The 13,313-nt window shown below is 71.2% G+C and carries 10 protein-coding genes; 5 read left to right on the top strand and 5 right to left on the bottom strand.

Annotation, left to right across the window (positions count from 1 at the left end; translation table 11 throughout):
* Positions 1-170: 170 nt before the first annotated feature.
* The 5 genes from ACIBU0_RS43430 to mtnA form a co-directional block, all read right to left on the bottom strand.
* Entirely contained in the window at positions 171-1,247 is a 1,077-nt protein-coding gene (locus ACIBU0_RS43430; RefSeq protein WP_398830196.1) for a ComF family protein, read from the bottom strand.
* A 249-nt stretch (positions 1,248-1,496) separates the two neighbouring features.
* The gene (locus tag ACIBU0_RS43425) at positions 1,497-3,338 is read right to left on the bottom strand and encodes an LpqB family beta-propeller domain-containing protein (protein WP_398830194.1); all 1,842 of its coding nucleotides are present in this window, start codon (positions 3,336-3,338) and stop codon (positions 1,497-1,499) included.
* Complete coding sequence (gene mtrB / locus ACIBU0_RS43420) at positions 3,328-5,403, bottom strand: MtrAB system histidine kinase MtrB (protein ID WP_398830191.1); 2,076 nt, start codon at positions 5,401-5,403, stop codon at positions 3,328-3,330. The genes ACIBU0_RS43425 and mtrB overlap by 11 nt, the downstream gene beginning before the upstream one ends.
* A gap of 1 nt (position 5,404) precedes the next feature.
* Positions 5,405-6,094, bottom strand: coding sequence for a two-component system response regulator MtrA (gene mtrA, locus ACIBU0_RS43415; RefSeq protein ID WP_272124745.1), 690 nt, complete (start codon positions 6,092-6,094; stop codon positions 5,405-5,407).
* A 158-nt stretch (positions 6,095-6,252) separates the two neighbouring features.
* On the bottom strand, positions 6,253-7,404 hold the full coding sequence (gene mtnA, locus ACIBU0_RS43410; RefSeq protein WP_398830187.1) for an S-methyl-5-thioribose-1-phosphate isomerase: 1,152 nt from the start codon (positions 7,402-7,404) through the stop codon (positions 6,253-6,255).
* Between the two features lie 140 nt (positions 7,405-7,544).
* On the opposite strand from mtnA, the gene ACIBU0_RS43405 reads away from it, so the two are divergent.
* The 5 genes from ACIBU0_RS43405 to ACIBU0_RS43385 are packed head-to-tail and all read left to right on the top strand — an operon-like array spanning position 7,545 to position 13,122.
* Positions 7,545-8,873 carry a glycerophosphoryl diester phosphodiesterase membrane domain-containing protein gene (locus ACIBU0_RS43405; RefSeq protein ID WP_398830185.1) on the top strand — a complete coding sequence of 443 codons (1,329 nt, stop codon included), beginning with the start codon at positions 7,545-7,547 and terminating at the stop codon, positions 8,871-8,873.
* A gap of 4 nt (positions 8,874-8,877) precedes the next feature.
* Positions 8,878-9,624 carry a DUF4129 domain-containing protein gene (locus ACIBU0_RS43400; RefSeq protein ID WP_398830183.1) on the top strand — a complete coding sequence of 249 codons (747 nt, stop codon included), beginning with the start codon at positions 8,878-8,880 and terminating at the stop codon, positions 9,622-9,624.
* Positions 9,621-10,823, top strand: a complete 1,203-nt coding sequence (locus ACIBU0_RS43395; RefSeq protein ID WP_398830181.1) for a DUF4350 domain-containing protein — start codon at positions 9,621-9,623, stop codon at positions 10,821-10,823. Before ACIBU0_RS43400 ends, ACIBU0_RS43395 begins: the two co-directional genes overlap by 4 nt.
* The gene (locus tag ACIBU0_RS43390; RefSeq protein ID WP_398830346.1) at positions 10,823-11,812 is read left to right on the top strand and encodes an AAA family ATPase; all 990 of its coding nucleotides are present in this window, start codon (positions 10,823-10,825) and stop codon (positions 11,810-11,812) included. Before ACIBU0_RS43395 ends, ACIBU0_RS43390 begins: the two co-directional genes overlap by 1 nt.
* The gene (locus ACIBU0_RS43385) at positions 11,812-13,122 is read left to right on the top strand and encodes a DUF58 domain-containing protein (RefSeq protein WP_398830178.1); all 1,311 of its coding nucleotides are present in this window, start codon (positions 11,812-11,814) and stop codon (positions 13,120-13,122) included. The genes ACIBU0_RS43390 and ACIBU0_RS43385 overlap by 1 nt, the downstream gene beginning before the upstream one ends.
* The last annotated feature ends 191 nt before the right edge of the window (positions 13,123-13,313 follow it).

Below are 13,313 nucleotides of genomic sequence, written 5' to 3'. Positions count from 1 at the left end.
TGATTGCGCAAAACCCGCGGCACGGCATTCGGATAGGAGAGGGATGGCCTGCGCCTTTCTCTCACAACCGAACATATCTCGCCCGGACGGATGTCGTCACCCTCTACTGCGGCGTACCTCCGTTCAGGTGAATTGACCCTCTCGTTACCTGCAACGATGCAAGTTCGCAGTCAGTTCCGGTTTATCTCGAAAGAATCCGGCGACGCAGCGACCACGGCCGCGCAGATCACGTCACCGGCCCGTCCGGTATCCATGATTCCCGGCATCTCACGCGTCCGCCGCACCACGCCCTCCGTCGAGCCCACACTCCGTTCCCCAGTGCTTTCCCGACTTCCCGCCAGGTACACAGCGGACCTCCCGTCACCGCACGCTCCGTGCGCGGTCACCCATCCATACGCATCCACCCCCTCCTCCGTTCTGCCGTATCCGCACGTTCCTCCCGCCGCACCGCCGCAACTGCCCCTGCCGTCGGGGCGGCAGGCGTCCACCGCCCGCTCCGGGCTTCGGGAGTCCACCGCCGCCGCCAGGGCCGCCCGCACGGCACGCGCCGCCTCCGCCAGGGAAGCACCCGTCGTCGTGAGGTCGTCGACGAGCACGACCGCACCACCGGCGAGGAGCCGGCCTCCTCCCGGGGCCACGGTCAGCGCGCCCGCGAGATTGCCCCACCGCTGCCGGGAGTCGAGCCCCGACTGATCGGCCACCGGCCGCCGTTGCCGCAGCACGGCGAGCACCCGCGCCGACGTCCCGGCCCGCCGCAGTTCGCCCGCGGCCGCGAGTGCGATCCGCCGGGCCGGATCATGCCCTCGTGCCCGTACCGCCCCGCGCCCGGAAGGAACGGGTACGAGCAGCACCGGCACACCGGCGCTCCCGAACCGCCCTGCCCCGCCGGCCCGTACCTGAGAGCCGCAGGACCGCACGCCCCGCACCGATGCCCCACCGCCCTCCGCACGGGCGTCCCCAAGCCCCGCGCGCACAGCCCCCGCCAGAGCCGTCCCGAGCGGCGCCGCGAGCGCCAGCGCGCCGCGCTCCTTGTGGGCCAGCAGCACAGCCCGCACCTCGTCCGCGTACCGGGCAGCCGCGTGCACGACCGGCAACCCGGGCGGTTCCGGCACCGGCCGCACCCGGCTCGGTGCGACCCCGCTCAGGACCGCACGGCACTTCGGACAGAGCACCGTACGCGGCCTGCCACAGCCCCCGCACTCGGCCGGCAGCACCAGGTCGGTGAGGTCCTGCCACCACCCCCGCATGCCCACCACTGTGCCAACGCCCGCGCCGGCCGACCACCCCTGTGGACAACTGCCTGTGGAAAACTCCGGCCACCGCCCAAAGTCGCACTTCAACCCCGCAACCACGCCGGATTCCCCCGGCCCGAGGAAGAACCGGCCGCCCACCTCGCAACGAAAGAAGCGGCCGCTTCCGGCCGGAGTCCCCTCCGGCCGGAAGCGGCCGCGACGCTCACCGGGCCCGAGCCTCAACGGCCCGCCCCGGACACGACGTCACCCCGGATAAACCGGCGCGGTCCCGTCCGTCACCACCTTCTGCCACTGCATCCCGGACGGCAGCCGTACGATCCCGTCCTCCGAGTAGCCGACCAGCGGCAGCCGAGCGTCCTCGGACGCGGTGATCTCCTTCACGCCGCTGAGGGCCGCGGGCACCGGCCCGTCCGGTGTCGAGCCGTCGACCTGGACGTAGCGCATCGTCTGGACGCCGCCCCGCTCACGCCCGACCACCACGAGCCGGCTGTCACCGGCCCACGACATGGTGGTGACCTCCTCCAGCTCCGGCGTCGCGGAGCGCAGTTCGTGCACCGATACGGCCGCGGGCTCCCCGGCCTTCACGTTCTCGCTGTGCTCGATCCGCCCGATGAGCAGCGACGACCTGTCGCCCTGCTTCACCACGAGCGCGATCCGCACGCCGTCCGCGGCAACCCGGACGGACTCGATGCGCCCCTCCAGCCCCGGCGGCGTCTTCACCACCAGCGGATCGCCCACGCCCTCCTTCAGCATCAACAGCCGGGGATGGCGGGGATCGCGATCGGCCACCCAGAGGTCGCCCTGGGCGTCCCAGCTGGGCGCCGACAGCCGCTCCTCGGCCGTCCTGCCCGCGCTGGTGAGCTCTGGCTCCCCCAGCGGACCACCCGACACCAGCGCCCCGACATACAGGTTCTTGCCGTCGCGGCCCACCCCGGCCGCCATGTCCTCGTCGCGCGACACAGCCACCGACTCCAGCTCGGTGTCGCCCTCACCCAGGGCACCCGGCACGGGATCGGGATGCGTGTCGTTGGTGGCGGCGGCCAGCCGTGCGAGCCGGTGCTCGGCGTCGAGGAAGTACAGGTATTCGGCGCGCTCGACCGACCCGCGCGCGGCGATGGCCTCCGCATCGTTCTCGGTGAGCGCGCACAGCTGCCTGCCGCCCGCCCGCAGCTCGACCTCGTCCACCGTGGGAGTGAGGTTCTGCAGGGTGAACAGGAGCTGCGCCGCCATCTCGTTGCACTGGGTCAGCCCGACCCGGGCCGCCTTGTCGTTCAACAGCACCGTCAGCCGGTTCTGGTCGTCCGGCGGCAGCGAGGCGACGTCCTTCGTCAGCGCCGTACCGGTGGGGAAGCTCGACCTGACCACCGGGTCGAGCCAACTGGTGGGCCCCTTGAGCAGGGACCGCACCATCTCGGACATCGGGTCCACGTTCCTGCGCACATAGACGGGATCAGCGACGGCCGCAGTGTGCGGGGAAGTCCCGAGCGTGGTGTTCGTGGCGAAGTAGTACTTGTCGACGGACATGTAATTGCGCTGGAAGTCCGACTTGCCCATGACGACGCCGCGCGGCGGCACGTCGATGCGCCACTGCCTGGTCTTCTTGTCCCGGGTGAGATGCATCGTCTCGCTGTAGTCCCCGTCGGCGGGCGAGTACGACTGCTGCGCATCGACCGTGGCGACCCTGGCGCCGGTCAGCGTGTACGACAGGCCGTCGCTCTCCTCCCGTCCCGGCACACGGTCGGCTTCAGCACCTGGCCCGTCGGCGAGCACCGTCGTGGACAGCAAGGGCCGCCACTTGTCCGACGCCTCCTTGGTCAGGTACTTGCGTGCTATCTCATAGTCCGGATCGTCGCTGGTCAGCGCCTCCAGGAAGCCGGTCACGATCTCCGCCGACGAAGCGTCCTCGTGCGGCGGCATGGCGAAGACCCGCACTTGGGTGTCCTGGCGCGGCGTGGACTCGACGCCACGCAGATCGCCGCTGTCGGGCATCGAGGCGCACCCCGCGAGCAGTACGACACCACATGCGGCGAACACCACCGCGCGTCCCGGCCCGCGCCGGGCACCCCCTTCGCGGTCAGCGCCCACGAAATGCCTCCCCATGCTTGTTCGGCTCCTCTGCCCGCCCGGCTTCCTCCTTCGGCGGCCCTTCCGCGCCGGCTGCGTCGTCCGGCGGCCGTGCGCCCGAGGCGGGCCGGGGGACCACGCGCGCGCCGTTGCCGGGCAGCGCCGTCGGATCAGCCTTGGGGGCCGCCGTGCCGAGCCGCGCGGCGAACGGGTCCCTGGACGGCATCGAAGGCACCTGGTCACCCGTGGACTGGGAGGGCACCGTCGCGGCCTTCTCACCGCCGCCACGCGGCAGACCGGCGTCATTAAGTCCACGATTGCGTCGCGAGTCCTTGGGCTCCAGCGGTATCGGCGAACCCCGCAGGGGCTCGTCCGCGGTCCGCGGCAGCGTCAGCCGGAACTGCGAACCGCCTCCCGGCTCACCCCATGCCTGCAGCCAGCCGCCGTGCAGCCGCGCGTCCTCCAGCGCGATGGACAGCCCGAGCCCCGTACCGCCCGTCGTACGCGCGCGTGCCGGGTCAGCCCGCCAGAAGCGGCTGAAGACCCGGGTCGCCTCGCCGGGCTTGAGCCCGACGCCGTAGTCGCGCACCGCGACCGCGACCGCCCCGCCCGCCGCCGCGAGCTTGACGACGACGTCCCTGCCCTCGCCGTGCTCGACGGCGTTGACGACGAGGTTGCGCAGCACACGCTCGACGCGCCGTGCATCGGCTTCGGCCACGATCGGCTGCTGGTCGCCGAGGATCCGTATCCGGGTGCCCTTGCGCTCCGCGAGGGGCTCGGCACCGGTGACGACGCGCCGTACGACCTCCCTCAGGTCGATCGGCTCGGCCTCCAGCGCCGCCGCGCCCGCGTCGAAGCGGCTGATCTCCAGCAGGTCGGCGAGCAGCGACTCGAACCGGTCCAGCTGGTCGGCGAGCAGTTCCGCCGACCGCGCGGTCACCGGATCGAAATCCTCCCGCGCCTCATGGATGACGTCGGCAGCCATGCGTACGGTCGTCAGCGGCGTACGCAACTCGTGCGACACGTCGGACACGAACCGCCGCTGCATCCGCGACAGGTCCTCCAGCTGCTGGATCTTCAGCTGCAGGTTCTGCGCCATCTTGTTGAAGGCCTCACCGAGCCGCGCGATGTCGTCCTCGCCGGTGACCTTCATCCGTTCCTGCAGACGCCCGGCCGACAGCCGCTCGGCGATCCCGGCCGCCATCCGCACCGGCGTGACGACCTGCCGCACCACGAGCCAGGCGATGGCCCCGAGCAGTACGACCACGAAGAGACCGGCGGTGGCGAGCGTCCCCTTGACCAGGCTGAGCGACTTCTCCTCCTGGGTGAGCGGGAAGAGGTAGTACAGCTGGTACGGGTCGTCGTTGGGGTCGTTGACCTGCTTGCCGATGACCAGGGCCGGCTGCGATTCCTTGTGCGCCGCGCGCAGGTAGACGATGCGGGTGTAGCTCTGGAACGCGCCTGTAGCGCTGTCGATCCGCTCACGCAGTGCCTCGGGCACGCTCGCCGTCGGGTCGACAAGGCCGGAGCCACGCCGCCCGCGCCCTCCGCTGTCACTTCCCGCGGAGGCGGGGAGCGTCACCACCTCGAAGGCGCCCTGCCCGCCACTGGAGAGCGAGGAGACGAGATCGGTCATCCACGGGCTGACGTTCTGGTCGAAAGGCTCGTCCGCCGCCGAACGGTCGTCAGCGGTCCCGGCCGCCGCCTCCTCCGCCCGCTGCTTGGCCGCCGCGAACCCGCCCGTGGCCTGGCTCTGCGAGGCCTTCACCTTGGCGTCCAGCAGGCCGTTGCGCACCTGCCCGATGACGACGAAGCCCAGCAGAAGAACCACGCCCAGCGACATCAACAGAGTCGTGACGACGACCTTGAGCTGGATATTGCGCCGCCACAACCGCATGACGGGCAGCAGCGGCCGGCGCACCCAGCGCAGTACCAGCCGAAGGACCGGGCTGCCCTGGACTCCGCCCTGCAGCAGCCCGCCTTCAAGGAACCGTCCCCAGCGGGAGCCCGCCTTCTTCGGACCGACAGGCCGCTCCGGACGGGCCCCGGTCCGACCGGGGGCCGAAGCGGCACTGTCCCCGGACATGTCAGCTCGGCCCTGCCTTGTAGCCGACGCCACGAACGGTCACCACGATCTCCGGACGCTCCGGGTCCTTCTCGACCTTGGAGCGCAGTCGCTGCACATGCACATTGACCAGACGGGTGTCGGCCGCGTGCCGGTAGCCCCACACCTGCTCGAGGAGCACCTCACGCGTGAACACCTGCCACGGCTTGCGGGCCAGCGCGACCAGCAGGTCGAACTCCAGCGGCGTCAGCGCGATGGACTGCCCGTCCCGCTTCACGGAGTGCCCGGCCACATCGATGACCAGGTCACCGATGGCCAGCTGCTCGGGCGCCGGCTCCTCCGACCTCCTCAGCCGCGCCCGGATCCGGGCGACAAGCTCCTTCGGCTTGAACGGCTTCACGATGTAGTCGTCCGCGCCGGACTCCAGACCGACCACCACGTCCACGGTGTCGCTCTTGGCCGTGAGCATCACGATCGGCACCCCGGACTCCGCCCTGATCAGGCGGCACACCTCGATACCGTCCCGCCCGGGCAGCATCAGGTCGAGCAGCACCAGATCGGGCTTGGTCTCCCTGAATGCGGCCAGCGCCTTGTCGCCGTCGGCTACGAAAGACGGCTCAAAACCTTCACCACGCAGCACGATGCCGAGCATCTCGGCCAGTGCGGTGTCGTCGTCGACGACAAGGACTCGTCCCTTCATGGATGCCATCATCCCATTCTCATAACAGTGGCGAAGGCAGTGGTGAGATAGGTCACCGGCCAGTGACCTTAGTCGTACGCGATGGCTACTGTCTGCCCTCGCCGACAGGACGGAGTGTGACCTCTGGGCGCATTCACCCACCCTTGCCCCGACTGGTCCCGACCCCTACTTCACAACGTCTGTGTCACCTGACGCGACCTGGCACACAACTCCGCCAGCGCCTCAGCAGTCACCGGCGACACAGCGCCCTCCTCAGTGACGATCGCCGTCACCAGCTCGGGCGGCGTCACATCGAACGCCGGGTTGTACGCCTGCGTCCCCAGAGGCGCCACCGGAATCCCGCCACCCGCCTCCGCTCCCGCCACCGGCACCTGAGGCGCCACGATCTCGGTCACCTCGAACCCAGGACGCTGCTCGACCTCGATGGACACCCCGTCCGGCGTCTGCGGATCCACCGTCGTCAGCGGCGCCACCACGATGAACGGCACATGGTGGTACCGCGCGAGCACGGCGAGCGGATAGCTCCCCACCTTGTTCGCCACCGAGCCGTCGGCCGCGATCCGGTCCGCCCCGATCAGCACCGCGTCCACCTCACCGGCAGCGAACAGCGAGCCCGCCGCATTGTCCGTGAGCAAGGTGTACGCCATCCCGTTGCGCGCGGCCTCGTACGCCGTCAGACGAGCCCCTTGCAGCAACGGCCGCGTCTCGTCCACCCACAGCCGCCTCAGCCGCCCGGCCCGGTGCGCCGCAAGCGCCACCGCGAACGCGGTGCCCTCGCCTCCCGACACCAGCGCCCCTGTGTTGCAGTGCGTGAGGATGCGGTGCCCACCACCGGGCAGCAGCTCGTCCAGCAGTGCCAGCCCACGCTCGGCCATCCGGGCGCTGGCCGCGGCGTCCTCCTTGTGCAACGCCCGCGCAGCAGCCAGTGCCGCCGCGGCGGCCTGCGCGACATCACCACTTTCGGCGAGCTCGGCCCGGTAGGCGGACTGAGCCCTGCGCACGCCGACGGCGAGGTTCACCGCGGTGGGCCGGGCACCCGCCAGCGACTCCGCCGCGGCATCCACGTCGAACCCGCGCGCGGCGGCGAGCGCGACACCGTACGCCCCGGCGATCCCGAGCAGCGGCGCCCCGCGCACGGCGAGCGAACGGATCGCCTCCACCAGCGCGGGCGCGTCCGTACAGACCAGCTCGACCTCCTCGGCCGGCAGCCTCGTCTGGTCGAGAAGGACCAGAACGGGGCCCTCGGGTGGCTCGTCCCACCGGATCGCCGGTATCCCTGTCGGTTTGCTGTCCTCGCCGAATTGCGCGTGCTGATCAGCCATGCGGCCAGTCTGCCCTTTGTCCGCCGGACAATTGAAGGTGTGCAGCCGATACCGCGGCCGGTACCTCGCCGACCGCCCCATGGCACGATGGCTGCCAACCTGCCGCCGCGACCGCGGACGGGCACCGTGAAGGAGCGACGATGAAAGACACTCCGGGCTGGGCCTCGCCCGGATCCGCCCCGTCCGACGGGCAGGAACCGGCGGCGTCCGGACCTGCCGAGCCCGCAGACCGTCCCGATCCCGAACAGCAGCCGGGACCGGACCCACAGGGCCCCGGCACGAAGTGGTCCAAGGAGCAGCCGCCGCCCGGCCAGTGGTCCGCCCCGACGGGACCCCAGGCTCAAGGCCAGACCCCGCCACCCCCACCGCCCGGCCCGGGCTGGGGCACTCCCCCGCCCGCCGGCCCCGGGGGATACGGCGGCGGCCACCCCGGCTACGGCGCCCCCGGCGGTTACGGCGCCTGGGGAAGCGGCTGGGGCGGCCCACCGCCCGCTGCCAAGCCCGGCGTGATCCCGCTGCGCCCCCTCGGCGTCGGCGAGATCCTCGACGGCGCGGTCTCCACCATGCGCACCTACTGGCGCACGGTCCTCGGCATCTCGCTGACCGTCGCGATCGTGACGGAGATCCTCGTCATCCTCCTCCAGGGCTTCGTCCTGAACGACCGCACCAACACCGAGGCCCTCAACGACCCGAGCGCCACCCTCAGCGAGCTCGCTCGCGCCACGCGCGACGCCCTGCTCAGCTCCAGCGTGATCTTCCTGATCTCGGTGATCGGCGCGATCGCCGCGACCGCTCTGCTCACGACGGTCACCAGCCGCGCGGTGCTCGGCAAGTCGGTGACCACCGGCGAGGCCTGGCACGATGCCCGCCCTCAGGTACTGCGGCTCTTCGGCCTGCTCTTCCTGCTGCTGCTCATGGCCTTCGGCCTGTTGGTCGCAGGTGCCGTGCCCGGCATCCTCGTGGCCGCATCCGGCTCCGGCGACGGAGGAGCGGCGCTCGCCGTCCTGGGCATGTTCGGCACCGGCATCGTCGCGCTGTGGCTGTGGTTCCGCTTCTCCCTCGCCTCGCCCGCGCTGATGCTGGAGAAGCAGGGCATCTTCAAGGCACTGAGCCGCTCCGCGAAGCTCGTCCGCGGCTCCTGGTGGCGCGTCTTCGGCATCCAGTTGCTGGCCACGATCATCGCGAACATCGTCGCGGCGATCGTCGTCATCCCCTTCACCTTCCTCGGCGGCGCCCTCAGCGGCGAGGGCGCGGCCAGCTTCCTCAACGGCACGACCGACTTCGGCTGGACGTTCCTCATCGTCAGCGGCATCGGCTCGGTGATCGGCTCCATGATCACCTTCCCGATCACGGCCGGCGTCACCGTCCTGCTCTACATCGACCAGCGCATCCGCCGCGAGGCCCTCGACCTCGAACTGGCCCGCGCAGCCGGCGTCCAGGGCTACGGCACCACCACCCCGGGGAGCTGAACCGGTGAGCCTGGCGGGGGGAGTTCTCACAACAGCGTCAGCACTGCCGGACGGGGCCATACGCCTGTTGCTGCTGACACGCTCGGACGACGAGCCGCCACTGACGATCCCGCGTGATCCCGCGCGGGAAGCCGCCCGGCGCGAGCTGTCCAAGGGCATGTACCACCAGAACGAACCCAGTTGGTTCCAGCGCGCCCTGGACGCCTTCTGGGACTGGGTCGAGGACCTGTTCAGCAGGGCCTCGACCGTGACGCCCGGAGGACCGCTCGGCCTCATCGTCGTCATCCTGGTCGTCCTCGCGGTCCTCGGTGCCCTCTGGTGGCGCCTGGGCACCCCGCGCCGCGAACCCACCTCCACCACCGCCCTGTTCGACGACCGCCCCCGCACCGCCGCCGAACACCGAGCCACCGCCGAAGCACACGCCGCCCAGGGCCACTGGAACCAGGCCGTCCAGGAACGCATGCGCGCCATCGTCCGCTCCCTCGAGGAACGCGCGCTCCTCGACGTCCGCCCAGGCCGCACCGCGGACGAGGCCGCCGCCGAAGCGGGCCGCTCGCTGCCCTCCCACACGGATCGACTGCGCGCCGCCGCCCGGGACTTCGACGACGTGACATACGGCGGACGGAGCGCGACCCAGCAGGCGTACCAGCGCATCGCCACACTCGACCGCGACCTGGAGAACAGCAAGCCACAGCTCGCGAGCAGCGCCCCCAGCACGGCGCACAACGCCCGCCAGGGAGCCGCCGAATGACCACCGAGGCCCAGCTCCCCTCCACCGCGGCCTCGCCCACGGCACGCCAGATCTGGACCCACGCGCGAGGCGTCGCTCTCGCCGTCGTCGCCCTGCTGGCGGCAGCCGTAGCGATCGCCACGATCCGCTCCGACGCCCGGCACGGCACCCTCGACCCACGCTCCGCCGACCCCAAGGGCAGCCGCGCGGTCACCGAGCTCCTCGCCGACCGCGGCGTGGACACCCGCGTGGTCACCACCCTGGAGGAGGCACGCGCCGCGGCCGCCGCGGACACCACCCTCCTGGTCGCCGTCCCCGATCTGCTGACGCACCGTCAACAGACGTCGCTGCGTTCGTCGACCGCCGGCTCCGGCGGCCGTACCGTCCTCGTCGCCCCGGGCAGCTGGTCCGTCGAAAAACTCGTCCCCGGAGTCACCGCAGACCCCGCCACCAGCCTCGACTCGGAGCTCTCCCCCGACTGCGCCCTGCCCGCGGCCCAGCGCGCGGGCACCGCCGACCTGGGAGGCATCCGCTACACCACGACCCGTCTCGGCGCCGACGAGTGCTACCCCAGCGAACGCCTGGCCACCCTGCTGCGTGTCCCGGAGACCACCGGAGACGGCGACACCGTCGTCCTCGGCGCCCCCGACATCCTCTACAACGAACGTCTCGACGAGCAGGGCAACGCCTCGCTCGCCCTCCAACTCCTCGGCTCCCGCCCCCATCTGGTCTGGTACCTCCCCTCGCTCTCCGACACGTCGGCCGACGCCGCGGACGACGAACGCGGCTTCTTCGACCTGCTCCCCTCGGGCTGGATCTGGGGCACCCTGCAACTCTTCATCGCCGCAGCCCTGGCCGCTCTGTGGAGGGCACGCCGACTCGGCCCCCTCGTACCCGAGAAACTCCCCGTGGCGATCCGCGCCTCCGAGACCGTCGAAGGCCGTGCCCGCCTCTACCGCAAGGCCAACGCCCGCGACCGCGCGGCCGCCGCTCTTCGCTCCACCACCCGCACCCGCCTCGCCCCCCTCGTAGGCGTTCCCGTCTCCCAGGCGCATGCGCCCGAGGCCCTGCTCCCCGCTCTGTCCGCCCACCTCCACAACCACGGAGACGGACAGACCCTGCACACTCTTCTCTTCGGCCCGCCGCCCAGCGACGACGCGGCCCTCATCGCCCTCGCCGACCAACTCGACGCCCTCGAAAGAGAGGTACGCCGTCCATGATGGACCCGACCACTGACAACGCCGGGAACACCGGGGACCCGGGCACCGCCCGCGCCTCCCTGGAAGCCCTGCGCGCCGAGATCGCCAAAGCCGTGGTCGGCCAGGACCCCGCCGTGACCGGCCTCGTCGTCGCCCTCCTCTGCCGCGGACACGTTCTACTGGAAGGAGTCCCTGGGGTCGCCAAAACGTTGCTCGTCCGCGCCCTCGCATCCGCACTCGAACTCGACACCAAGCGCGTCCAGTTCACCCCCGACCTGATGCCGAGCGACGTGACGGGCTCCCTCGTCTACGACACCCGCACCGCCGAGTTCTCCTTCCAGCCCGGCCCGGTCTTCACCAACCTCCTCCTCGCCGACGAGATCAACCGCACCCCGCCGAAGACCCAGTCGTCCCTCCTGGAGGCCATGGAGGAACGCCAGGTAACCGTCGACGGCACCCCCCGCCCGCTCCCCGACCCGTTCCTGGTCGCCGCGACGCAGAACCCGGTGGAATACGAGGGCACCTACCCCCTCCCCGAAGCCCAGCTGGACCGTTTCCTCCTCAAACTCACGATCCCGCTCCCCTCTCGCCAGGACGAGATCAACGTCCTCACCCGCCACGCCGAGGGCTTCAACCCCCGCGACCTGCGCGCCGCCGGCGTGCGCCCCGTAGCAGGCCCCGCAGACCTGGAGGCGGCGCGCGCAGCGGTGGCCAAGACGACGGTCTCCCCGGAGATCACGGCCTACGTCGTCGACATCTGCCGAGCCACCCGCGAATCGCCGTCCCTGACCCTGGGCGTCTCCCCACGCGGCGCCACGGCCCTCCTGGCCACCGCCCGAGCATGGGCATGGCTGACAGGCCGCGACTACGTCATCCCCGACGACGTCAAAGCACTGGCCCTGCCCACTCTCCGCCACCGCGTGCAGCTCCGCCCGGAGGCCGAGATGGAAGGCGTCACGGCCGACTCCGTCATCAACGCGATCCTCGCCCACGTCCCCGTCCCCCGCTGATGGCACTCACCGGACGCGCCGCACTCCTCGCGGCCCTAGGCTCCCTCCCCGTAGCCATCTGGGAACCCAGCTGGACGGGCATCCTCGCGATCAACGGCCCCTTGGTTGCGGCCTGCGCCTGCGACTTCGCCCTGGCGGCACCCGTACGCCGCCTGGGCCTGACCCGCTCCGGCGACACCTCCGTTCGCCTGGGCGAAACGGCCGACGTCACCCTCACGATCACCAACCCGTCCGGCCGCCCCCTCCGCGCCCAACTCCGCGACGCCTGGCCGCCCAGCAGCTGGCAGCCAGGCACAGAGGTGGCGGCCTCCCGTCACCGCGTGACGGTCCCCGCCGGCGAACGCCGCCGCATCACGACCCGCCTACGGCCCACCCGCCGCGGCGACCGCCAGGCCGACCGCGTGACGATTCGCTCGTACGGCCCCCTGCGTCTCTTCTCCCGCCAGGGCACCCACAAAGTTCCCTGGACGGTGCGGGTCCTGCCCCCCTTCACAAGCCGCAAGCACCTGCCCTCCAAACTGGCCCGCCTCCGCGAACTCGACGGCCGCACCAGCGTGCTCACGCGCGGCGAGGGCACAGAATTCGACAGCCTGCGCGAGTACGTCCCCGGCGACGACACCCGCTCCATCGACTGGCGTGCTACGGCCCGCCAGTCAACGGTCGCCGTACGCACCTGGCGCCCCGAGCGCGACCGCCACATCCTCCTCGTCCTGGACACCGGCCGCACCTCCGCAGGACGCGTCGGCGACGCTCCACGCCTCGACGCCGCCATGGACGCGGCACTGCTCCTGGCCGCCCTCGCCTCGCGAGCCGGCGACCGCGTGGACCTCCTGGCCTACGACCGCCGGGTACGTGCCCTCGTCCAGGGCCGCACAGCAGGCGAGGTTCTGCCCTCCCTGGTCAACGCAATGGCCACGATCGAGCCGGAGCTGATCGAAACGGACGCGCGAGGCCTTACGGCCATGGCCCTGCGGACGGCGCCCCGCCACTCCTTGATCGTCCTGCTGACCACCTTGGATGCCGCCCCGATCGAGGAGGGCCTGCTCCCTGTACTCTCCCAGCTCACCCAGCGCCATACGATTCTGCTGGCATCAGTAGCGGATCCTCACATCGCGCGCATGGCAACCGCACGCGGAAACACGGACTCTGTGTACGAGGCCGCAGCCGCCGCCCAGGCCCAGAGCGAACGCCACCGCACAGCGGAACAACTCCGCCGTCACGGCGTCACGGTCGTCGACGCAACGCCGGAAGAACTCGCGCCGGCATTGGCGGACGCCTATCTGGCTCTGAAGACGGCAGGTCGTCTGTAGTCCAACGGGGGAGTCTGACGGACTTCCCCCTGATACTGGGACCCCACCAGATCCCGAACCGGAAATGCAGAAAACCCCCGAACCGGTATCCCCGGCCGGGGGTTTTCTCAAGAATTGTTCGGCGGTGTCCTACTCTCCCACAGGGTCCCCCCTGCAGTACCATCGGCGCTGTAAGGCTTAGCTTCCGGGTT

Source organism: Streptomyces sp. NPDC049627 (assembly GCF_044465645.1).
Taxonomy (GTDB): domain Bacteria; phylum Actinomycetota; class Actinomycetes; order Streptomycetales; family Streptomycetaceae; genus Streptomyces.
The sequence above is the reverse complement of the archived record's forward strand: the minus strand, read 5'-3'. Positions and strand labels throughout refer to the sequence as shown.